This window comes from Gilvimarinus gilvus (genome assembly GCF_030518155.1).
GTDB lineage: Bacteria > Pseudomonadota > Gammaproteobacteria > Pseudomonadales > Cellvibrionaceae > Gilvimarinus > Gilvimarinus gilvus.
In genome coordinates this window covers 23,684-49,949 of record NZ_JAULRU010000705.1, presented here as the reverse complement: position 1 = coordinate 49,949, position 26,266 = coordinate 23,684, and the positions used below count along the sequence as shown (strand labels likewise).

At 51.0% G+C, this 26,266-nt stretch carries 16 protein-coding genes; all 16 read left to right on the top strand.

What is annotated here, in order from left to right; all coding sequences use genetic code 11:
* The first annotated feature begins 12 nt into the window (after positions 1 to 12).
* Positions 13 to 1,557 (top strand): F0F1 ATP synthase subunit alpha, encoded by a 1,545-nt coding sequence (gene atpA / locus QWI17_RS17625; protein WP_302723839.1) that lies wholly within the window; start codon positions 13 to 15, stop codon positions 1,555 to 1,557.
* A gap of 52 nt (positions 1,558 to 1,609) precedes the next feature.
* Positions 1,610 to 2,473 carry a F0F1 ATP synthase subunit gamma gene (gene atpG / locus QWI17_RS17620; protein ID WP_302723838.1) on the top strand — a complete coding sequence of 288 codons (864 nt, stop codon included), beginning with the start codon at positions 1,610 to 1,612 and terminating at the stop codon, positions 2,471 to 2,473.
* Between the two features lie 72 nt (positions 2,474 to 2,545).
* Complete coding sequence (gene atpD, locus QWI17_RS17615) at positions 2,546 to 3,925, top strand: F0F1 ATP synthase subunit beta (RefSeq protein ID WP_302723837.1); 1,380 nt, start codon at positions 2,546 to 2,548, stop codon at positions 3,923 to 3,925.
* Positions 3,926 to 3,970: 45 nt separating this feature from the next.
* Complete coding sequence (locus QWI17_RS17610) at positions 3,971 to 4,396, top strand: F0F1 ATP synthase subunit epsilon (RefSeq protein ID WP_302723836.1); 426 nt, start codon at positions 3,971 to 3,973, stop codon at positions 4,394 to 4,396.
* 157 nt (positions 4,397 to 4,553) lie between these two features.
* On the top strand, positions 4,554 to 5,921 hold the full coding sequence (gene glmU / locus QWI17_RS17605) for a bifunctional UDP-N-acetylglucosamine diphosphorylase/glucosamine-1-phosphate N-acetyltransferase GlmU (RefSeq protein ID WP_302723835.1): 1,368 nt from the start codon (positions 4,554 to 4,556) through the stop codon (positions 5,919 to 5,921).
* Positions 5,922 to 5,933: 12 nt separating this feature from the next.
* Complete coding sequence (locus tag QWI17_RS17600) at positions 5,934 to 6,755, top strand: undecaprenyl-diphosphate phosphatase (protein WP_302723834.1); 822 nt, start codon at positions 5,934 to 5,936, stop codon at positions 6,753 to 6,755.
* A gap of 17 nt (positions 6,756 to 6,772) precedes the next feature.
* Positions 6,773 to 9,574, top strand: a complete 2,802-nt coding sequence (locus QWI17_RS17595) for an insulinase family protein (RefSeq protein ID WP_302723833.1) — start codon at positions 6,773 to 6,775, stop codon at positions 9,572 to 9,574.
* A 49-nt stretch (positions 9,575 to 9,623) separates the two neighbouring features.
* Positions 9,624 to 11,453, top strand: a complete 1,830-nt coding sequence (gene glmS / locus QWI17_RS17590) for a glutamine--fructose-6-phosphate transaminase (isomerizing) (RefSeq protein WP_302723832.1) — start codon at positions 9,624 to 9,626, stop codon at positions 11,451 to 11,453.
* Positions 11,454 to 11,497: 44 nt separating this feature from the next.
* Positions 11,498 to 12,796 carry an aq_1923 C-terminal domain gene (locus QWI17_RS17585; protein ID WP_302723831.1) on the top strand — a complete coding sequence of 433 codons (1,299 nt, stop codon included), beginning with the start codon at positions 11,498 to 11,500 and terminating at the stop codon, positions 12,794 to 12,796.
* Positions 12,789 to 13,541, top strand: coding sequence for a TlyA family RNA methyltransferase (locus tag QWI17_RS17580; protein ID WP_302723830.1), 753 nt, complete (start codon positions 12,789 to 12,791; stop codon positions 13,539 to 13,541). The genes QWI17_RS17585 and QWI17_RS17580 overlap by 8 nt, the downstream gene beginning before the upstream one ends.
* A gap of 50 nt (positions 13,542 to 13,591) precedes the next feature.
* Positions 13,592 to 14,149 (top strand): DUF4136 domain-containing protein, encoded by a 558-nt coding sequence (locus QWI17_RS17575; RefSeq protein WP_302723829.1) that lies wholly within the window; start codon positions 13,592 to 13,594, stop codon positions 14,147 to 14,149.
* Between the two features lie 249 nt (positions 14,150 to 14,398).
* Positions 14,399 to 20,401, top strand: a complete 6,003-nt coding sequence (locus tag QWI17_RS17570) for an MBG domain-containing protein (protein WP_302723828.1) — start codon at positions 14,399 to 14,401, stop codon at positions 20,399 to 20,401.
* A gap of 1 nt (position 20,402) precedes the next feature.
* Entirely contained in the window at positions 20,403 to 22,130 is a 1,728-nt protein-coding gene (locus QWI17_RS17565; protein ID WP_302723827.1) for a ShlB/FhaC/HecB family hemolysin secretion/activation protein, read from the top strand.
* Positions 22,131 to 22,290: 160 nt separating this feature from the next.
* Positions 22,291 to 24,099, top strand: coding sequence for an ABCB family ABC transporter ATP-binding protein/permease (locus QWI17_RS17560; protein ID WP_302723826.1), 1,809 nt, complete (start codon positions 22,291 to 22,293; stop codon positions 24,097 to 24,099).
* A 294-nt stretch (positions 24,100 to 24,393) separates the two neighbouring features.
* Complete coding sequence (locus QWI17_RS17555; RefSeq protein ID WP_302723825.1) at positions 24,394 to 25,929, top strand: methyl-accepting chemotaxis protein; 1,536 nt, start codon at positions 24,394 to 24,396, stop codon at positions 25,927 to 25,929.
* Between the two features lie 32 nt (positions 25,930 to 25,961).
* Positions 25,962 to 26,255: a hypothetical protein gene (locus tag QWI17_RS17550; RefSeq protein ID WP_302723824.1), complete on the top strand. Its 294-nt coding sequence runs from the start codon at positions 25,962 to 25,964 to the stop codon at positions 26,253 to 26,255.
* Positions 26,256 to 26,266 lie beyond the last annotated feature (11 nt).

The window sequence follows — 26,266 nt, the reverse complement described above, 5'->3', positions numbered from 1 at the left end:
GAGGAAAAAAGCATGCAGCAGCTGAATCCATCCGAGATTAGCGAAATTATCAAACAGCGCATCGAAAACCTCGATGTGTCTTCTGAGGCCCGTAACGAAGGTACGGTTGTCTCTGTATCAGACGGTATTGTACGCATCCACGGTTTGATGGATGTGATGTACGGTGAAATGATCGAGTTTGAAGGTGGCATTTTTGGTATGGCACTGAACCTCGAGCAAGACTCCGTAGGTGCCGTAATTCTGGGTGACTACTTCGGCATTGCTGAAGGTCAAACCTGTAAATGTACTGGCCGAATTTTGGAAGTTCCGGTTGGCCCTGAGTTGGAAGGCCGCGTGGTCGACGCCCTGGGTAATCCAATCGACGGTAAAGGCCCAATTGACGCCAAACAAACCGACGCCATTGAAAAAGTTGCGCCAGGCGTAATTTGGCGCCAGTCGGTTGATGAGCCAGTACAAATTGGTTTGAAGGCCGTTGATTCAATGGTGCCAATCGGTCGTGGTCAGCGCGAGCTGATTATTGGTGACCGTCAGATTGGTAAATCAGCCATCGCCGTTGATGCCATTATCAACCAGAAAGACTCTGGCATTAAATGTGTTTATGTAGCGATCGGTCAAAAAGCCTCGTCGATTGCCAGCGTAGTGCGCAAGCTCGAAGAGCACGGCGCTATGGAGCACACCGTAGTGGTTGCCGCTACCGCATCAGACCCTGCGTCTATGCAGTACCTGGCTGCATTCGCCGGTTGTACCATCGGTGAGTACTACCGTGACCGCGGTGAAGATGCCCTGATTATTTACGATGATTTGACCAAGCAAGCTTGGGCTTACCGTCAGATTTCTCTGCTTCTGCGTCGCCCACCGGGTCGTGAAGCTTACCCTGGGGATGTTTTCTACTTGCACTCGCGCCTGCTCGAGCGTGCCGCTCGCGTAAACGCTGAGTACGTAGAAAAACAAACCAACGGTGAAGTAAAAGGCAAAACCGGTTCTTTGACCGCATTGCCAATTATTGAAACCCAAGGTGGTGATGTTTCTGCATTCGTACCGACCAACGTAATTTCGATTACCGATGGTCAGATCTTCCTCGAAGCGGATATGTTTAACTCAGGTATTCGCCCCGCGATGAACGCCGGTATTTCGGTATCCCGTGTGGGTGGTTCAGCGCAAAGCAAGATCATCAAAAAGCTTTCTGGTGGTATTCGTACCGCACTGGCACAGTACCGCGAATTGGCGGCCTTTGCTCAGTTTGCTTCTGATCTGGACGACGCCACTAAAGCTCAGCTGGATCACGGTGAACGTGTTACCGAGTTGATGAAGCAAAAACAATACTCTCCTATGAGCATTGCGCAAATGGGCTTGGTACTGTACTGCGCCAACGAAGGTTACCTGAAGGATATCGAAACCAATAAGATTTTGGCTTTTGAAGCAGCCCTTCTGTCCTACGCTGAATCCGAAAACGGAGCGTTGATGAAGCAAATCAATGACACCGGTGATTGGAACGGCGATTTGGAAGAGCAATTTAAAGCCTTGGTTGAGAAGTTCAAATCTAGCCAAACTTGGTAAGTCGGTGGTGCGCGTAGCGCACCACGGTTAAGAAATCTCGAGGGCCGGATTAATGGCAGGCGCAAAAGAAATACGCACACAGATTTCGAGCATTAAGAGCACGCAGAAAATTACTAGCGCGATGGAAATGGTCGCTGCCAGTAAAATGCGTAAAGCTCAGGAACGTATGCAAAAAGGTAAGCCTTACGCTAACCGTATGCGTTCAGTGATCGGACATCTGGCTAACGCCAACCCCGAATACAAACACAGCTTTATGCAGCAACGTGAAGTAAAACGCGTTGGCTTCATTATTGTTTCCACCGACCGTGGTTTGTGTGGTGGCTTGAATGTCAACTTGTTCAAAGCGGCTTTGAAGAAAATGAAAAGCTACTCTGAGCAGCAAGTTGGTGTTGATCTGTGTTTGATCGGTGCGAAATCACAGGCGTTTTTTAATCGCTTTGGCGGTAGTGTGTTGGCAAGCACACGCGATATTGGTGAAGCACCAACCGTTGCGGATTTGATTGGTTCAGTCAAGGTTATGTTGGACGCCTACTCAGAAGGCAATATCGACAAACTGTACCTGGTGAGCAATGAATTCGTGAACACCATGACACAAAGTCCTGAAGTCGCTCAGTTGTTGCCACTTGAACCAAAAGAAGACGAGCAGCTGCAACATCACTGGGATTACCTGTATGAGCCAGATGCAGAGCAACTGCTGGAAGGCCTGCTGACACGCTACATTGAGTCGCAAGTTTATCAAGCTGTTGTAGAAAACGGCGCTTGTGAACAAGCCGCTCGTATGATTGCTATGAAAAGCGCCACCGACAACGCCGGTGACCTTATCGATGGTCTGCAGCTTGTCTACAACAAGGCTCGTCAGGCGGCGATTACTCAGGAATTGTCAGAAATCGTGGGCGGTGCAGCGGCGATTTCATAAATCGCGCATCGTTATCGTTAAGAAATTAGCTTAAACCTTCAGGTTGTAGCCTGAAATAAAGAGGAACCGGAAATGAGTAGCGGACGTATCGTACAGATCATCGGTGCCGTGATCGACGTGGAATTCCCACGTGATGCAGTGCCTCAGGTATATGACGCACTGACCATCACCGAGAAAAACTTGACCTTGGAAGTGCAGCAGCAATTGGGCGATGGCGTGGTACGCACTATTGCACTGGGCTCGTCTGAAGGTTTACGTCGCGGCTTGAGTGTAGATAACACTAAAGAAGCGATTAAAGTACCCGTGGGTGCTGAAACTTTGGGTCGTATTATGGACGTGTTGGGTAACCCCATCGACGAAGCCGGCCCGATTGGCGAAAAAGATCGCATGAAAATTCACCGCAAAGCTCCAGCTTATGAAGAGCTGGCCGCTTCCGAGGAGTTGCTGGAAACCGGTATCAAAGTTATCGACCTGGTATGTCCTTTCGCCAAGGGTGGTAAAGTTGGTCTGTTCGGGGGTGCCGGTGTTGGTAAAACCGTAAACATGATGGAGCTGATCAACAACATCGCCAAAGAACACAGTGGTCTGTCTGTATTCGCCGGTGTTGGTGAGCGTACTCGTGAAGGTAACGACTTCTACTACGAGATGAAAGAGTCCAACGTACTGGACAAAGTTGCCATGGTATACGGCCAGATGAACGAGCCACCGGGTAACCGTTTGCGCGTAGCACTGACTGGTCTGACAATGGCTGAGAAATTCCGTGATGAAGGTAAAGACGTACTCTTCTTCGTCGATAATATTTACCGTTATACCCTCGCGGGTACCGAAGTATCGGCTCTGTTGGGTCGTATGCCATCGGCGGTAGGTTATCAGCCAACACTGGCTGAAGAGATGGGTGTACTACAAGAGCGTATTACCTCTACCAAAACCGGTTCAATTACTTCTATTCAGGCCGTTTACGTTCCTGCGGATGACTTGACCGATCCATCGCCAGCTACCACCTTTGCTCACTTGGACTCAACCGTAACTCTGAGTCGTGATATTGCCTCTAAAGGTATTTATCCTGCTATCGACCCGCTGGATTCAACCTCGCGTCAGCTTGACCCGTTAATTATCGGTCAAGAGCACTACGACATAGCGCGCGGTGTTCAAATGGTGCTGCAACGGTACAAAGAGCTGAAAGACATCATCGCAATTTTGGGTATGGACGAGCTGTCTGAAGAAGATAAGCAGACTGTAGCCCGTGCCCGTAAAATTGAGCGTTTCTTGTCTCAGCCTTTCCACGTTGCGGAAGTATTCACCGGTGCACCTGGTAAATACGTATCCCTGAAAGAAACCATCCGTGGCTTCCAGGGCATTTTGGCTGGTGATTACGATCACTTGCCAGAGCAAGCGTTCTACATGGTTGGTACTATCGACGAAGCTGTCGAGAAAGCCGAGAAAATGAAGTAATTGGGCGCGGCGCAAGCCGCTCCCTAAAAGCTTGAGAGGCAGATTATGGCAATGACTGTCCATTGCGATATCGTTAGCGCAGAAACAGAAATCTTTTCCGGATTGGTAGAGATGGTTGTGGCAACCGGTAGCCTGGGTGACCTGGGTGTAACCTATGGTCACGCCCCATTACTGACCGGTTTAGAGCCTGGTCCGGTACGCGTCAAAAAACAAGGCGGGGAAGAAGAAGTCTTCTATGTATCCGGCGGATACCTTGAAGTTCAGCCCAACCATGTTTCCATTTTGGCCGATACCGCTTTACGCGCCGGCGATATGGATGAAGCGGCCGCTGAAAATGCCAAGAAACAAGCGGCGGCCAAGTTGTTGAATAACTCCGGTGAATTGGATTATTCAAAAGCTGCCATTCAATTGGCCGAAGCTTCCGCTCAGTTACGTGCTCTACAAGCGGTTCGACGCAAAACCCGCAAGTAATTAACGATCTAAATGCAGCAGTATTCGTATTGCTTCAAAAAGGGTAGCCTAGGGGCTGCCCTTTTTTGTTTGCTTGCAAGCTGTGAACCTAAGCGGTTGAGCCGAGATCTTGGTATCATAGCAATAGGCTAGGTTACACGGTTAATGGAGTAAATCAGTGCTGGATATTGTGATTTTGGCAGCAGGCAAAGGTACGCGCATGCGCTCTGCCAAGCCCAAGGTGTTGCAAACCATTTCAGGTCTGCCAATGGTCGCTCATGTACATAACGCCGCTTGCGCTTTGCTGGGCGAAAAACAAGCGCCGGTTATCGTCGTTGGCCACGGCGCAAACGAAGTACAAGACTATTTTGCTGATAAATCAGTACATTGGGCTGAACAAACCGAGCAATTAGGCACAGGCCATGCCGTACGGCAGGCTCTGCCCTACCTTACCGATTTACAGACCACGCTTATTCTTTACGGCGACGTACCGCTTATCCAGCCAGAGACTCTCAAAGCTTTAGTAGAGAAGTGCAATAGCGCAAAATTGGCACTGCTGACCGTAAATTTGTCTGACCCTTCCGGTTACGGTCGTATCGTGCGCGATACGCAGGACAATAGTATTGTCGCTATTGTCGAAGAAAAAGACGCTTCGCAGGCGCAAAAGCAGATTCGCGAAATTAATACTGGCATCATGGCGGTGCCCACAGCCAAACTGCGCGAATGGATGCCCAAACTTTCTAATGATAACGCTCAGCAAGAATACTATCTGACCGATATTGTCGCCATGGCACGCGCTGATGGCTTAGCGATAGAACATTGCCAGCCACAGGCTCAGTGGGAAGTCGATGGCGTCAATAATCGCCATCAGCAAGCCGCACTTGAGCGTCAGTTCCAGCTAAACCAAGCCAATCTATACATGCAGCAAGGGTTAATGTTACTGGATCCCGTCCGCTTTGACTGTCGCGGGCAACTGGCGTTTGGCGTGGATGTCTGTATCGACATCAACGTTGTTATCGAAGGAGTGGTTGAGCTTGGTGACGGCGTCAGTATTGGCCCCAACTGCGTTATCAAAGATTCAGTGATTGCCGCGGGAACCCGAATTGAAGCCAACAGTATGGTCGATGGCAGCCGGGTTGGCCCACATTGCAGCGTAGGCCCTTACGCTCGATTGCGCCCCGGTAGCGTTTTACAACATTCGGCAAAAGTCGGAAACTTCGTTGAAGTTAAGAAGTCAGTGATAGGCCAGGGCAGTAAAGTCAATCACCTCAGTTATATAGGCGATTGCGATATGGGTTCTGGCGTTAATATCGGCGCTGGCACTATTACCTGTAACTACGATGGCGTAAACAAATTTAAAACAACCATTGGCAATGATTGTTTTGTCGGCTCCAATACCGCATTGGTCGCACCCGTTTCATTAGCTGATGACACCAGTATCGGAGCAGGCAGTACGATTACCAAAAATACCGAATCCAATAATCTGGCAATCGCTCGTGCCAGGCAGCGCAATATCTCCGGTTGGCAAAAACCGGTCAAAAAGTAAAAGAGAATCACAGTGCAATGGCTTGAAGTACTAGTCCTCTCCCTAATTCAGGGATTAACAGAGTTTTTGCCGATTTCCAGCAGCGCTCACTTACTACTAGTGCCAGTTTTCACACATTGGCAAGATCAAGGCTTGGCTTTTGATATTGCGCTTCACTTTGGTAGTTTACTGGCTGTCATCGTCTATTTTAGGCGAGATCTTTACCAACTATTTATCGCTTGGTGTGGAAGTTTTCGCGGGCGTCAATCGGCAGAATCAAAGCTGGCTTGGGCGATTGTTCTATCGACGCTACCTGTGGGGCTGGTGGGAATTTTAACCAAGTCGTTTATCGAAGAACATATGCGCTCTGGCGTCTACATGGCTTACAGCCTGATTATTTTCGGCTTGCTGTTAGGTTGGGCCGATTGGCGCTATACGCGCGCTAGTAAAAAAGCAGAGCCGCCGGTTCGTAACGGTGAATACCAAATAACCAATCGGCAAGTGGTTATTATAGCCCTCTCGCAAGTGCTGGCGCTTATACCAGGCACATCACGCTCTGGTATTACCATGACAGCCGGTTTGCTGACGGGCTTAACACGCGAAGCGAGTGCAAAATTTTCCTTCTTACTGAGTATCCCTGTCATTGCACTGGCTGCCCTTTTGCAAACAGTGCAGTTAGGCGAAGCACAAAGTGAAATAGTCTTTTTACCGATGGCTGTGGGTACTCTTTTGTCGGCTTTGAGTGCCTATGCCTGTATACATTGGTTTTTGGGACTAATTAGAAAATACGGGCTGCAGCCCTTTGTTTGGTACCGGTTGTTACTGGGCGGTTATCTTCTCTATCTTTACTACTAAATGGAATAGGTGGAAAAATGAAATTGATGCTGACACTCGCTATCGCTTTGTCCAGTGCATGCCTGTTGGGCTCATGCTCAACCCATGAATCAAGTTCCGATGATAAGACGATAAATCTTGTTAAAAGCCCGAAAGACCAGCGTGAGTATCAGTCGTTTTGGTTAGATAATGGATTGCAGGTTGTGTTGATATCAGATCCAACCTCCGAAGTGGCTGGTGCATCACTCAGTGTCGGCGTTGGTAGCTACCAAAATCCAGAGACCATTCCGGGTCTTGCCCATTACTTGGAGCATATGTTGTTTCTAGGTACAGAAAAATACCCAGAAGCGAATGGTTTCCAAACGTATGTGCAGCAAAATGCCGGGTTTAGCAATGCCTACACGGCCACGGATCATACCAACTACTTTTTCCAAATTGGTGATGGCGCTATCGATGAAGCGCTAGATCGCTTCAGTGATTACTTTAAATCGCCCACTTTCGACAAAGCCTATAGTGACAAAGAGAAGCATGCAGTAGACAGCGAATGGTCTATGGGCAGAACACAAGACCCTAGAATCATCAATCGCTTGCGCGGTGTCACTGCGAACCCGCAACATCCGGCCGCACGCATGTCCGTTGGCAATCTGGAGACACTGGAAGCTACCGATGTAGACGTATATCAGGCGATGCTGGATTTTTACGATCGCTACTACTCAGCGAATAACATGAAGCTGGTGTTATTTGGCAAGTCGTCTTTACCGGAATTACAACAGCGAGCCAATACCTATTTCAGTTCAATAGCGAACAAGAATATTGAGTTGCCCGAAATACGCGAGAAAGGGCTTAGCAAAAATCAAATGGGGCAACATATATACTATCAGCCGCAAAAACCGATGCGGGAATTGGTGATTGAGTTTTCTATAAAAGACAATTCAGATCAGTGGCAGGTAAAACCAAATCGGTTTATCGCAAACTTGTTAAGTTCGGAAGAGCCAGGTACTGCGGCACAGCTACTGCGAGCAAAGGGCTGGGTAGACAATTTTACCGCTAGCGTAAGTCCGAATTACTATGGCAATGACGGAATCTTTACGGTTAATGTCAGTTTAACCGAAGCAGGGGTGGCCTACGAAGATGAAATTATAGCCACTGTGTTTGCCTACATAGAAAAAATCAAACAAAGCGGTGTGGACAAAACCTACTATCGTGAGTATCGGGCCATGCTGGAAAAACAGTTTGCCGATTTACAAGTACCACAGGCGCTTAATCAGGCGGTGCAATTTTCTAGCGCAATGTTTGACCTACCGGTTACTAACCTAATTAATGCATATTACGTATATTCTGCGTTTGATCCACAAGCTATTAATTCAGTACTCGATCAGTTGCGCCCACAGTACGCACGCATTTGGCATATTCGCGATAACGATTTGGCCGATACGGATATCCCCTACTACGAAGGGGGATACGCAGTCCAGCCTTTCACAGCCGATGAACTAAACAACTGGCAACAAATAGCCGAGCGATCGGAGCTCGCTCTACCAGAAGAAAACGACCTTTTTAGCTCGGGTGAAGCCGTTATTTATGACAATACGCTTACAACTCCGACATTAGTGAGCCAGAGCCCGGGTATTGAAGCCTGGCTCGCCCACAGTCAATACCATCAATCTGAATACGGCTATGTTCAGGTAATGTTCAACTCCAAGCTACCGGTTTCTAGTCCAGAAAATTCGGTAATGAGTGACTTGATTAACAGAGTGTTTGCACTAAAAACAACAGCGTTGCGAGATAAGGCAGGGCGTGCCGGTATTGGTATGGGCATAGAGCGGCCGCGTAATAATCATGCACTTACGCTGTCAGGTTACAGTGAAAAACATCCCCTGCTCTATCGGCGCATATTAACGCGTTGGCTCGAGTTAGAGATCGACCAACAGATGTTTGCAATTGCCTTGGAAGGCTTTAGCGATTGGCTTGCCGGGCGCGAGAAAGACGACCCTAACCGACAGGCGTTCACTGAACTAAGTCGCCTCATGTCGCTACACGGTTGGACCGATCAACAACTTAAGGCGGCGGCAGAGTCCATTACCGCGCAAGACCTCCAGCAGTATCACGGACGCCTACTGCGTGAAAACCGGGTACGTATTTACGCTTTTGGAAACTACAACAGGAGTAAGGTGAAGGCTCTGGTAGAAACAACGGAACAGTTGATGCCAGAAGATTGGCAGAAGCGCGACCGTTACCTAAGCCAATACAAGCCGGTTGAGTCCGACACTGAAATCGCTTTCGAGGGTAAAACTCAGCACACCGATAACGCCCTACTCAATGCCTACTACTCGCCGGTGGATGAGCTCAATACAGGGGCGGAATTACTCTTGCTCAATTCTGTGTTTAACCAAGCTTTCTACAATAAACTCAGGACAGAAGAGCAAGTGGGTTACATTGTAGGCTCCAATATTGATCGAATCGGCAATAATTGGGGTTTTATCGTGTATGCCCAAACAAAAAATACCCCGTTGAAAAAATTACAGCAACGTTTTAATGGGTTCATTGAGAATTACCGCTCAGAAATCGGTGCCTTAGATGAAAGTATTTTTGACACACTGCGAGCGACAGTGGTTGCGCAAATAAACCAGCCACCGGGAAACTTCTCTGAGGAATACCCCAGGTATTTAAACGATTTTTATCGCGGCAATGATCAGTTTGATACACGCCAAAAACTCGTTAATGCCATAGAAGCCACTACAAAAGATAAAGTCGTTTCGATATACGACAGCCTTCTATTAGGTAGTGACGCTGAAAAGGTTAAAGTGCAAATACACGGAGAGTTTTTTACTCAACCGCAATAGAAATATTGGCGATGCTCTGCCAATAAAGAGCTCAAAGATAGGAAATATTATGTGTGGAATAGTGGGCGCCATCGCCCAGCGCGATGTAGCGCAAATACTTCTGGAAGGGCTGAAGCGACTGGAATACCGGGGTTATGACTCTGCCGGTATGGCTGTTATTGGCTCTGATCAAACCATTGAGCGAGTTCGGGCGCTGGGTAAAGTTCAGGCTCTAGCAGATTGCATGACTCAGCCGCTGCTCGGTGGTGTCGGCATTGCACACACACGCTGGGCCACTCATGGTGAACCCAGCGAGCGCAACGCTCACCCACATGTCAGTGGCAATAATATTGCGTTGGTACACAACGGGATTATCGAAAATCATACCGAACTTCGTCAGCAGCTCGAAGATGATGGCTATCAGTTTCAATCGGAAACCGACACTGAGGTCATTGCCCATCTGGTTCACAGAGAGCAACAAGTTCGCAATGATTTACTGGCATCAGTGCGTTTTGTTGCAAAATTACTTCGCGGTGCCTATGGCGCGGTTGTTATGGATAGCAACAGCCCAGACAAGCTAGTGGTAGCGCGCTCGGGTAGCCCGCTGGTGATTGGTCTGGGGATTGGCGAAAATTTTATCGCATCCGACTCACTGGCACTGCTTCCAGTTACACGCCAGTTTATCTATTTGGAAGAAGGCGATGTTGCCGAAATAACTCGCACCAGTGTCTATATAGAGGACGCCAATGGCGTGCAGGTAGAGCGGCCGGTACAAGAATCGACAGCAAGTTACGATGCCGGCAATAAAGGCAACTACCGTCATTTTATGCTGAAAGAAATTTACGATCAGCCGCAAGCGGTTCGCAACGCGCTGGAATCTCGCCTCGCTGACGATCACGTCCTGGAGCAAGCTTTTGGTACCGACGCTTCAGCCATATTTGCTCAGGTTCGCCATGTACAAATTGTCGCCTGCGGTACCAGTTATCATTCGGCTATGGTTGCTCGATACTGGCTCGAATCGTTAGCCGGCATTGCATGCAGTGTCGAGATTGCTTCGGAGTACCGCTATCGCAAATCAGTGGTTCCCGAAAAAAGTTTGCTGGTTACCATTTCGCAATCGGGCGAAACCGCCGATACCTTGGCTGCATTGCGCATGGCCCGCCATTTGGGCTATCTGGCAACGTTGGCTATATGCAACGTAGGTGCATCATCATTGGTGCGTGAATCGGATCTGGCGTTTATGACCCGGGCCGGTGTTGAAATCGGCGTTGCCTCTACAAAGGCTTTCACCACTCAGCTTGTAGGTTTGGCAATTTTAGTGTTGTCGTTAGCGCAACATAACAACATCAACCCCGAGCAGTTGAAACAACTGGTAGCAGCTCTAAAACAATTGCCAGAGAAACTGGAAGAGACCTTACAATTGGCCGGGGATATCGAAAACCTTGCTCAGGGTTTTGCCGATAAACATCACACACTGTTTCTGGGCCGCGGTGACCAATACCCTATCGCAATGGAGGGTGCGTTAAAGCTTAAAGAAATATCGTATATTCATGCCGAAGCTTACGCCGCAGGCGAGCTGAAACATGGCCCCTTAGCGCTTATCGATGAAGACATGCCAATCGTCGTGGTAGCTCCGAACAACGAATTGTTAGAAAAATTAAAATCCAACGTGGAAGAGGTGCGTGCTCGCGGCGGGCTTTTGTATGTATTTGCGGATGTGGATGCGCATTTCGAATCCGACGATACCCTACGGGTTATCAATGTACCGCACACAGATCCGTGGCTGGCACCTGTGGTGTATACCCTGCCCTTACAGCTGCTGTCTTACTATGTGGCCATTATTAAAGGGACCGATGTGGATCAGCCGAGAAATTTAGCGAAGAGTGTCACCGTAGAATAATCACCAGAAGTAAACCGGTGTTTGAGTAACGACAAGGAGGAAAAATGAAAAAGGGTTTACTTGGGTCAATACTAGCGATAGGTGTATTGCTCTTTGGCGCCAAGTGGTACTACGAAACACAAGTCGAAAAACAACTGGATGAAACCGCCAAATCTTTACGCCAAATGGGTGTAGAGCTAACGTATCACGATGTTGTCATAACCTTCGGTGGTCAACTGATTATAGAGGGCATTCGACTTGACGTGATTGGCCTTAACCAAAAGTTGATCATTGCCAAGTCGACACTGGATGCCGGTGGTCTTGTATCTGGCGTAATGTTACTAACCCAGCCTGATACCCTACCAGAGAGCCTGGCGCTAAAATTCGAAGGCCTGAAAGTACCGGTAACAGAAGAAAATACATTGGCGATGCACCCGTTTGGCGCGCCGGGTATAGGAAAATTGATGGTCGCGGGTTGTCCGAACCGGACAGGTTTTTCACCTGTTGATTATTTAGATATGGGGTATGGAGATCCGGTTTTTGACGCTGATATCAGTTATCTTGTTCATGGCGGCGGTCAGCTTCTCACTCTGGCGTTTTCAAGTGCAGCAAAAGATCTACACGAATCCAGCGTGACTATGGAATTCGCGCTGGGCACTAGCTCTATGAATACCATGGCCATTGCGCAAGCCTTCATGAATATGCGCCTGATGAACATTGAACTCACTTACCAAGACTACGGTCTTTTCCCGCGCGTCGCAGAATTTTGCCAGGCTCAAGGTGATTTCCAGCATGCGACTTACCTTGAACAACACTTGGAGCAATGGTCCCTGGCCTGGAATGATATCGGGTTAAAACCCGGCGCTGAGCTTGTCAGTTTGTACCGTGAATTCGTGCAAAACCCTAATCGTATGACGGTTCGTTTGCGCCCGTCGCAAAATGTAACAGCCGCCGACTTGTCCAGTGTGAACCCACGTCAGCTTGCCTACCGTCTGGATACTCAATTGCAGGTTAACAAGGGTCGTTTTACACCGGTTAATCTGGTGGCCTTGTCAGAGGGTGAGCTAGCGGCCATAGAGCGAGAAAAACAGGCACAAATGGAGGCTGAAAAAGCGGCGTTAACGAGTTCGACTGCGCCGAAGAGTCATCGCCAGGAAGTTGAGCTTGCCCGGTGGCAAGAATACCAACATGAAAAAATCGTGCTGGTACAAACGGATGGCAGCAAAATTATCGGTACGATTGATAGCGTCGATGACAAACGTATTCAGTTTAAAGTGTTTAGTCACGGTGGCTTTATGATTCAGCCCTTTAAACACACTGAGGTCGCGGCCTTGTATCTTGAAGAACCTGCAACCGATGATTAGGCTTGACCAACTGTTGGTAGAGCGCGGTCTCGCCCGCAGTCGGGCGCACGCGCAAAAGCTTATTAAAGCCGGCTGCGTTGTCGCAAGTGAGGATGCAAAAACACTCAACAAGCCCAGCCTAAAAGTAAGTGAACAAACCGATCTCCACGTTAGCGCGATTGATGAGGACCGTTACGTATCCCGCGGTGGCTTAAAGCTCGAAGGGGCGCTGAGTCACACCGGTTTCAAGCTGGGCGATAAAATAGCTTTGGATGTCGGTCAGTCGACAGGCGGATTTACCGACTGTTTACTGCAAGCCGGGGTAAAGCAAGTAATTGGTGTGGATGTTGGCCGAGACCAGTTGGCCGAAGCCATTCGAAGTGATGCTCGGGTCACTTTTTACGAGGGGATTAACGCTCGCTCATTACCTGCATCCCTGAGCACAGACCATACCCGCGCCGGGTTTGATATTGCCGTAATGGATGTGTCGTTTATTTCGCAAACGCTTATTTTACCGGCGCTGGCGCCATTACTTGCGGAGGGTGGCGATCTTTTAAGTTTGGTAAAACCGCAGTTTGAGGTTGGGCGCGATGGCATTGGCAAGGGCGGTATCGTTCGCGACCCTGCACTCTACGAAGATGTACGCCGAACGATTGAAAGCTGCTGCCAGCACAATGGCCTACAGGTACACGATTATTTTGCCAGCTCAATAGCGGGCGGTGACGGCAATCAAGAGTTTTTTGTTTGGGCTCGCAAGGTTCAGTAGTATTCACCTATTCATAACATTAGAATCACTTACGCTAGCAGGGACTGACAATGGCACTGGTACTAAGAATAAATTTTATCGCACTATTGGTTTGGTTAACGTCGGCGTGCACAACGCAAACCGAGCCTCGCCAACACCCGAACTACACCAGCTCCTTTATCAGTGTTGCCGAGCCTGGCTTTAAGCTGCAAGTGGGCGATCGGCTAGCCTGGCGCGCGCCGATTGAAGTGATTGCCGAGCAGGGGAATACGCTAAAGCCGCAAACGCTTAGCCACCTTAAACGGCGCCTTGAGTCGGATATAGCCGCACAGGGGCTAATAATGACGGCAAATCAGTCAGCTGATTATCTGCTGGATGCCGTGATTATCGTCGATGAATTGATGAGCAAAGAGCAGTTGGTCGAACGATTTGATATTGCACCGGCCCTTTACAATAGTGGCGAATACGATGCCGGCACCATGGTTTTACGTTTTATTCACCCCTACAGTCAGCGAACCCTCTGGCGCGGGGCCATGGAAGTGTTTACCGACCCTTCCATGTCCACCAAGGAGCGCTTGCAGAAAATTGACCACGCCGTTGACTCTTTTAGCCGCGGCTTCGCGCCATAAACGGGTTTATACAAAAGTGAGCGGTTTTTGCTCTATCAATATGCAGCCGCTCTGATTTAAAATGAGCGGCTTGTGACCCTTGTTGCAAGGGAAATATGCAGTCTGCTAAAACGTATTCACACGTCGTTACCATGCTTACAGAACAGCCTTCCATTTGCTGGATGTATTGGACGCTTGTGTTGCGAGTTACCCAGTTATAGTTTGCCCAAACAGACACACCATAGTCGAAGAATACTATTGAGGATCACCATGAGCCCTTCATTGAGTTGCACCCGCTCTAAAGACGAACACTCTGCCGTCACCGCCGCATCGCCCATTAAGGGCAAACGACTGGCCCTCGCCTTTGCAATTGCAGCCATAAGCAGCGGCGCTCACGCCGGTCCCGATGGCGGTATCGTGATCGACGGCGACGCCAATATTCACCACTACGGTAATACTACCGATATCAATCAACACACCCAGAACACCACCATTGTCTGGGATAACTTTGATATCGACGTCAATGAAATTGTTAACTTCCTCCAGCCTAACGAAACCTCTATTGCTCTTAACCGAGTGTTCAGTGCCGATGGCACGCAAATCAACGGCCAGCTCAACGCCAACGGCCGGGTGTTTGTGCTCGACGCCAACGGTGTACTCTTTGGGCAAGATGCCAAGGTCAATGTGGGCTCACTGGTCGCCTCCACTCTCGACCTCAGCCACGATAATTACGAGCATTTAACCTTTACCGGTAACGGCTCGCCGGCGTCCGTTTTAAACTTTGGTGAAATTACGGTAGCGGATGCCGGCGCGGTAGCGCTGTTAGGTGGGCGGGTCTCAAACTACGGTGTGATTCAGGCCAAATTGGGCAACGTCACGCTGGCCGCGGGCAATCAAATCACGTTAGATTTTGCCGGCGATGGTTTGCTTAACGTACAAGTCGACGGAGCAGCACTAAACGCGCTGGCGGCAAACCACGGCCTGATTCAAGCCAATGGCGGCCAGATACTGATGACGGCCCATGCCAGTAACGCGCTACTACAGACGGTTGTGAACAACACCGGCGTGATTGAAGCGCAAACTCTGCAAGAGCAAGACGGCAAGATATTGTTACTGGGCGGCATGACTGAAGGCACGGGAGGCACAGTTCGCGTGGGCGGAACGCTGGACGCCAGCGCGCCCGAGAGCGGCAACGGCGGTTTTATTGAAACCTCCGGCAGTATTGTGAAGGTCGCGGCCAACGCCACGCTCGATACCTCAAGCGCAACCGGCAATGCCGGCACCTGGTTGCTGGACCCGACTAATCTTGAAATCAGCTACAGCGAAACGGGCGGCAACAACCGTGTTAGCCATGTGCACACCCAGGCCCTGCAAAATTCACTGGCAGGCGGCAATGTCATTTTGGAAACCGCCGATGCCGGTGGCCAGGCGGGCAATATCACCATCGTCGACCCGATTATCTGGGCCAGCGGCAACACCCTGACCTTAGATGCCCACGGCGGCATCACCTTTAACGACTATCTTCATGCCCCTGCGGGCGGCCTAACGCTTAATGCTGTGGGCAACATCACCACCGGCGTCGAAGGCCACATCAATGTTGATACCTTCACCTTAAACAGTGGTAACTTCTCGCAAATTGCCGCCACCCTGCCCACCTTTATGGCCGATGATTTTGTGATTAACGGTGGCACCTTTACCCGCGCTACCGGCGGCAGTGTGGGCGGTGCGGCTTTGCAGATTGCCGATATATTCGGCCTGCAGGGGCTGGATACCACGCCGGGTGCGGATGCGGTATTGGTGAATGACATTGATGCGTCGGGCACATCCGGCTGGAATGGCGGTGATGGGTTTGACCCAATTGGTGATGCAGTCGACCAATACACAGGCACCTTTGATGGCGCGGGCCACTTGATTGATGGCCTGGAAATTAGCCGCGCTGCTGAAGACAACGTAGGCTTGTTTGGTTACATCGGGGCGGCGGGTTCTGTCGCAACCCTCGGTGTTGAGAATGCCAATGTAGATGGCGGTAACTCAACCGGTATTTTGGCAGGTCGTACGGAGGGCACCATTACTAATGCCTTCACAACAGGTGCAGTCAATAGCTCGGAGTATACCGGTGGTTTGGCCGGGGCCAGTGTTGGCACCATTTCAAATGTGTACTCGACGGCGCAGGTTACCGGGGCTAATAGCGGCGGCGGTTTGCTCGGCTATAACGACGGCAGCGTGAGTGATGCCTGGTCATCCGGTGATGTTGGCAATATGGCCGGCTACGGTTTTATCGGAATAAACGATACCAACGGCACCATTGAGCGCAGTTATTTTGATACTTTCACCAGTGGTTTGGGTTCAGATACCACAGGCGGCGGTACGGGTAATGCAACGGCGGTCGATGGCGATTGGTCTGGCGCGACTTCAGCCTACAACCAGGCCAGCTATGAAGTAGTCGGTCAGGAGCTGGATTTTACCAACGACTGGTTTATCGCCGAGGGCAGCTCGCGCCCCATGCTGCGCGCCTTTTTAGATGGCGGCAATATCTCCAATCTCTACCAACTGCAAGGTATGGCCGCCAGCGTAAACGATGGCGCCGCCACCAGTTATACCCTTCTCAATAACATTGACGCCTCCGCCACGTCCTCGACCGATAACGCCGATGTTTGGGGCGGACGCGGTTTTGCTCCGGTGGGCCATTCCACTGCTTTCTTTAACGGTAGTCTGGATGGCCAAGGTTTTGTGATTGAAGGGCTGACCATAGATCGCCCTGACCAAGATTATGTAGGGTTATTTGGCAGGCCGGGAGTGGCCAGTATTACCAATGTTGGTTTGATTGAGGGCTCTATAACCGGGAATGATTATGTGGGTGGTCTGGTAGGCCGATTAGCCCCCCCTGGTGACATTAGTAGCAGCTATGCAACAGTTACTGTGTCAGGTGCTAGGTACGTCGGCGGTCTAGTGGGCAGAAACCTAGGTGATATCAGTAGCAGTTATGCTTCGGGGACAGTAGACGGCGTTGAAAGCGTGGGCGGTTTGGTGGGCAGAAATCTAGGTGATATCAGTAGCAGCTACGCCACGGGTGCGGTGACGGGGGATTCGAGTGTTGGCGGTCTGCTGGGCAGTAACGGGCTCAGCGTAACCAATAGCTACGCTACAGGCGCGGTAACGGGGAATTCGGATGTTGGCGGTCTAGTGGGTGCTAGCTCCGGGTCTGAGACAGATAGCTACTGGGATATCTTTACCACAGGCCAGGCAACATCTTCTGGTGGCGGTATAGGCTTAACCGGTGATTGGTCGGGTGCTGAAAATGCATACAACGCCGCGAGCTACACAGGATTTAATTTCTCCACTGACTGGTTTATCGCCGAGGGCAGCTCCCGCCCGATGCTGCGCGCTTTTTTGAGTGGCGGTGGTGAAATCCATAACCTCTACGACCTGCAAGGCATGGCCGCCGACTTAGCAGGCGACTATACCTTAATGGCGGATCTCGACCTGACCGGTGTTGTCAGTGGTAGTACCGCCGATGTTTGGGGCGGCCGGGGTTTTGCACCTGTGGGCGATGTAACCACTGGCTTTTCGGGCAGTTTAGACGGTAATAACTACACCATTAACGCCTTGGCGATGGATCGTAATGAACGAGCCTTTATCGGTTTGTTCGGCCACACAGAGAGTGGTTCGACCATCAGTAATCTCGCCTTAACCGACGTCGATATCGAGGGCGACCTAGATGTTGGCACGGTCGCGGGTTTTACCGGCGGCTCTATCTCGAATGTGTATATAAGTGGTGATGTACAGGCCAATACGATGCGTGCCGGTGGCCTGGTATCGACCAACAATGGCAGCATTACCGATAGCTATGCGAATGTGAATACGGTGGCTATGGGTGGCAGCAACGCGGGCCTTGTCAGTATTAATACCGCCACCGGCACCATTACCCGCTCTTACGCCGTTGGTAGCACAACCGGCGGTACCGCCGGGTTGGTGGATGATAACCAAGGCACTTTGCAGGATAATTTCTGGAACACCGACGTTGAAGCCGTGGGCGTAGCCAATGGTGATGCCGTAGGCGCTACCGGTCTCACCACCGCCGAGTTTATGGACCCAGCCTCATTCGCTGCTTGGGGTGCAAATATCGATGCCGAGGGCGGCACCGGCGCCACTTGGCGCATCTACGAAGGCCAATCGGCGCCACTGCTCCGCTCCTTTTTAACCGAAGTCGATGTCGTTGCCTATGACGATTACAAAATGTACGACGGTGTGGCCTACAATGGCCTGCACGACATTAACGCCACCACCGGCGCGGGTGTGCGCTACGGCAACGATTACGCCGAGTTTGTCTCGGTGTTTGGCGAAGACGGCACGCCTTACAGCGCGGACGATATTAACAGCGCTGATTTGGAATACGCCGGCGACTCGCAAGGTGCGATAGACGCCGGCACCTACGACATTACCCCAAGTGAGTTGTGGTCCAGCCAAACCGGTTACGATATTGTGATGACCGACGGTGTGTTAACCATTGATGCCGCGGTGGTGAGCATTACCGTGAGCATCAACGATGCGAGCAAAGAATACGGCGAGTCCGACCCGAGCTTTAGCTGGCGGGTTACTTCCGGCTCACTGGGTGCGGGCGATACCCTTACCGGTTCACTGTTCCGCGACCCGGGTGAAGACGTGGGCACCTACGATATTCACGGCAACATCACCGGTGATTTGGCCACCGCCAACTACTCGGTAACCCTAAACGAAGGGGTGTTTACCATTACCCCGCGGGCCATCAGCATCAGCGTGGACGACCTGAGCAAAATCTACGGTGACCTAGACCCGGAACTTACTTACAGCGTCACCGGTAGCGCAGTAAACGGGGATAGCTTGTCGGTGACCCTTAGCCGCGATGAAGGCGAAGACGTCGGCAGCTACGCCATTAACGCCGATGTTAGCGGCGATGTGGCCGGCTCCAACTACAACCTCACCATCGATGACGGTGTGCTGAACATTACCCCGCGCGAAGTCACCATCAGCATTGCCGACCTGGCCAAAATATACGGCGAAGACGACCCCACATTAGCTTGGGCCGTCACCGAAGGCTCATTGGCGCCGGGTGAAACCCTGGAGGGCATGCTGAGCCGCGATGCCGGTGAAAACGTGGGCGACTACGCCATTATGGGTGAGTTGTCGGGCGCGCTGGCCAGCGACAACTACACAGTGACCTTAAACGATGGTGTGCTCTCAATTACCCCGCGCCCGATTGTGATCAGCGCCGACGATTTAGTAAAAATCTACGGCGAGGCGGACCCCACGTTAACCTACAGTCAAAGTGGCGAACCTGCGTTCGATGAGACGATGGAAATCAGCCTTGCCCGCGAAGACGGCAGCGATGTGGGTTTGTACACCATTACCCCCACGGTAACGGGCGACGTACTGAGTGATAACTACGCTTTATCTGTTAACAACGGCACCTTGCAGGTAACACCGGCGGCGCTCACTGTGACGGCGGATGATTTAGAAACCTATTGGAATTTACTGCCCGATGAGTTTGCGGCCACCCTCGATGGCTTAACCAATGGCGACACCGAGCAAGACGTATTCGGTAACTCACTGGTTGTCACCACCGATTTAACCCTGCCCATTCCCGGCGAGTACACCTTAACACCGGTGGCAACGCTGGCGAGCAACAACTACACCGTCACTTTTAACGATGGTGTGTTAAACCTGTTGAGCTCCAACCCCGGTAACGGCTATGGCGACGGACTCACCAGCACCCAGTTCCCGGCCCGTGAATCGTTGGGTGGTGACAACCGCGCCAACATTTATGAAGGCCGCGATTTGCTTGACGGCGCGCTGGATGAAATTGCCCTAGGTGTGATGCAAGGCGGTACACGTATGAGTGCCGCGCAACTGGCCGATATTGGTTTGCCGATGCCGCGCGCGGTGCTTTTCCCGATTAACAGTGCCGATATTTCCGACATGTATGTTGAGATGCTTGAGCGTTTTGTGCAAAAGCTAGATCGCTATCCAGACTTAACGCTCTTGATAGAGGGGCATACGTCTAGCACCGGACCCTTGTGGTTAAACCAACGCCTGGCACGCCAACGCGCCATGGCCGTTTATAACCTGTTGATTGAGCTTGGTGTAAACCCAGCGAAAATGGGAACCAAAGGTTTTGACTGGAAACACCCTGTCGCCGACAACAGCACCCTGGAAGGCCGGGCGCTCAACCGCCGTACGGAAATCACCCCAGACAAACCGCACGACGACGTGAACTCTGACAGCGAGGGTGAATAAAATGAAATCATTACAGGGACACTTAAAACCTCACACCGCTAAAGGGAAACAGAAAACCATGAACGCTGTACGCCTCAGTTCGCTTTCTTTGTTTACGCTCACCGGCGCGCTTTTGAGTGCTCAGGCGGCTGCTCAGGTGGTCCCCAATGCCGGCACCTTTATTCGTGAGTTGGAAACCGAACCCGTTCAGGAAGTGGAAGAATCCAAGTTAGATGTGCAGTTGTCAGCACAGCCCAGTGCACCGCAAGCACCCGAAGGTGGCCCCAAAGTGTTGGTTGATGAGTTTGCCGTGACCGGCAATCAGGCTTTTGATGCCGACACCCTGTTATCTCTAATCAATGGCATGGCTAACCAAAAACTCAGTCTTGCGCAGCTACAAGAGGCTGCCGGTAAGATCACCGCGTACTATCGCGAGCGCGGTTTCTTTTTGGCGCGCGCGTATTTGCCACAACAGGATGTATCCACCGGCACCGTTACCATTGATGTGCTCGAAGGTCGCCTGGGTAAAGTGGCCTTAACCAACGAGTCGCATACCGCTGATTTTGTGGTGAAGCGTCCGTTCCGCTCGTTACAACCCAACCAAATGATTCTGGCCGAAGAGCTGGAATCGCCTCTGTTGCGTTTATCCGATTTGCCGGGCATTGAGGTGATGACCACCCTGGTACCGGGTGAAGAAGTGGGTACCAGCGATTTAAAGGTAGACGTACAACAAGGCCCCTGGGTCAACGGCACCGTAGAGCTGGACAACCACGGCAATGAATCCATCGGTGAATACCGCCTAGGCGCGAGCTTACAGGTGAATAGCCCGCTGGCGATGGGCGATCGTTTTGATTTGCGCGCCCTCGGCAGCGATGAAGAGCAAGTGTTCTTCCGCGCTCAGTACCAAATGCCGGTCGGCCCCTGGGCCACCAACATCGGTGCGGCCTATTCGGATATGGACTACGAGCTGGGCGGTAACTTTGATGAGCTCAACGCAACCGGTAACGCCAAAATCACTACCGTGTTTGTGGATCAGTCGTTTATCCGCACGCGCAATCACAATTTAAGTGCGCAGCTGCAATACGACAGCAAAGACTTGGAAGACAAAATTCAAGCTTTCGGCTCCAACAGTAATAAAGAGTCGGAGCTGTACACCTTAACCATCGGCGGTGACTGGCGCGACCAATTTTTAGGCGGCGGTGTGACCCAGTGGTCTGTGGCTTACACTCAAGGCGAGCTGACCATCAACAGCTATCTGGATCAGATTATCGATTCGGTTACCGCGCAAACCGCCGGCGACTTCGAGCGCTGGACGCCATCGATTATGCGTTTGCAAAATCTTGTGGGTAACTGGAGTTTACACGCCCAGATCCACGGGCAGTTCGCCGATAAAAACTTAGACTCATCCGAAAAAATCAGCCTAGGCGGTGCTTATGGTGTGCGCGCCTACGCCCAGGGTGAAGCCAGTGGCGATGAAGGCTATATCGCCAACCTGGAGTTGCGTTACAACCTGAACGACAAATGGCAGGTGTATGGCTTGCTCGACCACGGCGCTGTGGATGTGAACAAAAACCCCTGGGACGAGCGCATCAACAACGAACGCGACCTAACCGGCGCGGGCATCGGTGCCCGTTTTAACAGCAAAAGCTGGCACGCCAATGTATCGGCTGCGGCGCCGGTGGATAACGAAGACACCGTCGGCGATGACGACGATGTGCGTCTGTTTGCCAAGGTGGTTTGGAAGTTTTGATGACAGTCTGACGTCGAAGGTCTGAGGTCTGATGCATGTGAACATCGATCATGTGTCAGACGTTCGACCTCAGACGTCTGGCCTATGTTCCGATCCTCCTCCCTAGGACCCCAACCATGCCCTTCTCTATTCCTCAGCCATTTTTACCCACCGCTTTATAATGCGCGGTTCCGCCGGTAAGTATCCGCCCCCTAAGCGCGACGAGACGATTCCGCCGCTGTCTTTGCGCGAGGTTTTTTCTTACCTTTGGCCACATTTATTGGAATTTAAAGGCAGAGCATTGCTGGCGATTGCTGCACTGTTGGCGGCTAAAGGCGCTACGTTATTAATGCCCTGGGCGCTCAAACATATTGTTGATGGGCTCGATAAAAGTTTGCAAACCGTATTGGTGTTGCCGGTGGTGTTGCTTATTTTTTATGGTGTTCTGCGTTTCGGTGGGACCTTTTTTGGTGAATTGCGCGATGCCATTTTTTCCCGCATAACCGAGCGCGCTATGCGCCGCATTGGTTTGCGTGTTTTTAAGCATTTACACAAGTTGGAGTTGGAATTTCATTTAAACCGTCAAACCGGGGGTATCAGCCGCGACATAGAGCGGGGTACCTCGGCCATCAGTTTTCTGATGCGATTTTTAATGTTTAATATTTTGCCCACACTGTTTGAAATTCTATTTGTAGCCGCCATTTTTTCACTTGCTTTTTCGCCACTTTACGCATTGATTACCTTAGGCGCGGTTATTGTGTATGTAGCCTTTACGGTAATAGTAACCAGTTGGCGCACACGCTTTGTCCGCGAGGCTAATCAGGCTGACTCGGTCAGTAACACCCGGGCGATAGACAGCCTTATTAATTATGAAACTGTTAAGTACTTTAATAACGATGAGTTTGAAGCGAGCGATTACGACCAGCACTTGGCGCACTGGGAAGGCGCTAAGCTAAAAAACCGTTTGACCTTACTGGCATTAAACTCAGGCCAAGCGCTTATTATTGCCGCAGCAATGACCGCAATGATGTTCCTGGCCGCCGACGGAGTGGTTAATGGTGAGCTGACATTGGGCGATTTAACCATGGTCAATGCCTACATGATTCAGCTATTTATGCCGCTGAATTTTTTGGGGTTTGTGTATCGGGAAATTCGTCGCGCCCTCACCGATTTAGAAAGCATGTTGGCACTGCTAAAACGAACCCCCAAAGTTGTCAACCTAACCGGCGCGCCAGACCTAAAACTAGACAAGGGTCAGATAGAGTTTCGCAATGTCACTTTCGGGTATCAGCCCCAACGGCATATTTTGCGGGGCTTAAATCTCACCGTGCCCAGTGGTCAGAAGCTGGCCGTCGTCGGCGCATCCGGGGCCGGCAAAAGCACCCTCGCCCGGTTGTTGTATCGTTTTTACGACGTCGACAATGGCGGCATATTTATCGATGGCCAGAATATTGCCGAGGTCACTCAGGAGAGTGTGCGCCAGCAGGTGGCGATAGTGCCCCAGGATACGGTGCTGTTCAACACCAGTATTCGCGACAACATCGCCTATGGCCGACCGGGTGCATGTGACAAGGATATTGAGCAGGCCATTGATTTGGCACACCTGCGTGGGTTTATCGACAGCTTGCCAGAGGGTGATAAAACCATAGTTGGGGAGCGCGGGTTAAAAGTCTCCGGCGGCGAGAAGCAACGTATTGCCATCGCCCGGGTCATTCTCAAACGCTCGCCTATATTGGTGTTTGATGAAGCTACATCTGCGTTAGATTCAGGGGCCGAAGCTGCCATTGTGAACGCTCTGGCTGAAGTAGCCCGGGGTCATACCACCGTGGTTATCGCACACCGGCTGTCCACCGTTGTCGATGCTGACCGCATTGTCGTGCTGGCCGACGGGGCGGTGGTTGAACGTGGCACTCATACAGAGCTGCTTAGCCAAGCGGGTCACTACGCCAATTTGTGGGCAATGCAGCAAGCCAACGCAGACCACACCTAGTGTATTTATGACCGGTTATATCTATATTGTTATATAAAGGTTTACGTGCCCCTGCCGAAAGCAATAAACGCCCGGTAAAAAGTCGGTGTTTTAAAGGTGGGCAATATATTGAATCTTGCATTCTTTGCAAACTGTTATAGCGATTTACTTGGGAAAAATGCGCCAAATTACTCGAAATTACCGACTGGCGCATTATAATGCAAAGACAAAGGTGGATTTCGGTGTGGCTATTCAGGGGTTTCTCCCCTATAACTTAAAAAGCCGAGTGCACTCTAAAAAATAAACGAGGACGCCGTGAAAAATTTATCTCTCAAGTGGAAAATCCTGCTTAGCGTCACCCTGACCTGTATAGCAGCGGTAATTGTAACCACAGTGGTCACTGTTAATTCCGGTATTTCTCGGGTGGAAGATACTATCGTAGAAGATACCCGGTCGTTGGCAGAAGTGTTGGGTGAGGCCAGTGTTGGCGCCATTATGTTTGAAGACGACATGACGGTTACCGCTTCACTCGAAGCCCTAAAGGCCAGTGAGCGCGTGTTGGGCGCGGTTGTTTACAGCGGTGGTGAGCCATTCGCGTGGTTTTCTCGCAGCGGTGGCGGCAAAATGCCAGCCAGTTTACCGTCGCGGCCTAACAGCCCGGGCATTGTAGAGCTGGAAAATGCCATTATCGTAACCGAGGCGATTCAGTCTGATGGCAGTAAAGTCGGCACCATTTCATTCCATGTCGACCTGGCAGAATTAGACGAAGTGGTTTCTGAGTCGGTGTTTGACGCCATTATTGTCGTCATTGTCATTAGCTTGGTGGCTGCAGGCCTCGCCTATGTAGTACAGGCCAGTATTATTAAGCCTGTTAATAATGTAGTGCGCGCACTGCGCGATATCTCTGAGGGTGAGGGTGATCTTACCCGTCGTCTACCGGTTGAGGGCAGTGACGAAATCAGCGAATTGGCCGCCTGTTTCAACCGCTTCGTTGAGCGTTTGCACACGATTATTTCCAGTGTTGCAGAAACAGCGGTAGAGGTGGATGAAAGCGCCAATATCCTGTCAAACCTGTCACAGGAAAACGAGCGCTCGATTACCTCGCAGCAAGCCGATATTCAGCAAATCGTAACCGCGATTAAAGAAATGGCTGCGGTAGTCTCCGATGTTACCCAGCGAGTGGCCGAAACAGCGGAAAACTCGCATCAGGCCGATACGGTCGCTATGAGCGGCAAACAAACCGTGCAGAGCACCATGAGCCAAATTCAGAGTCTTTCGGCCGATATTCGTACCGCCTCTGAGGTAATTGACCGCTTGCGGCAAGAGACGGTGGCTATTGGTACCGTGCTGGATGTGATTCGCGGTATTGCCGAACAAACCAATCTGCTGGCATTGAACGCAGCGATTGAAGCGGCGCGTGCCGGTGAGCAAGGCCGTGGTTTTGCGGTGGTTGCCGATGAGGTGCGCACACTCGCCTCGCGCACGCAGAGTTCAACCACAGAAATTCAAGAGATGATCGAGCGACTGCAAACCGGCTCGGCCGAAGCGGTAGAAATGATGACCGCCGGCACCACTCAGGCCGATGCTTCGGTAACGAAGGCGGGCGAAGCGACCGAAGCCCTCGAAGAAATTACCAATTATGTGGGTGAAATCCGCGATCGCACTAATCAAATTGCCGCAGCGTCCGAGCAGCAGTCGGCCGCTACGCAACAAATTGAAGTGAATATCGACAGCGTGTCCGGTGTTGCGCAAAGTACTGCCGAGAGCTCCGGTCGTATTACCTCTAACAGTGTTAATTTGGCTAAGATGGCGAAAAAGATGTCAGAATTAGTCGGGCGGTTTAAGGTATAGTTGAAAGAACAATACACGGTAGAGAGCGCAAGATGAAAAAAGTACTCACTCAAGCAATACTGCTCATGACAATGGCGTTTCCTGCGGCATCTTTTGCCTGCAGTGAGCCTGCTAAACCCGGTGAGTTTCCCGACCCGGCGACGGCAGTAACTGCCCAAATGGTAAAAGCCAACAATGAAGTAAAAGCCTATGTGAAAGCGATGGAAGAGTATTTAGGTTGCTCTGGCATGTCGCGTGGCGATCAGAAAAAGGCGGTCAAAGAGCTCGAAGATTATGCGGAAAGCTTTAACAAGTTGATTCGTGAGTTTAAGTCACGTAACAGTTAATCGAACGCTGG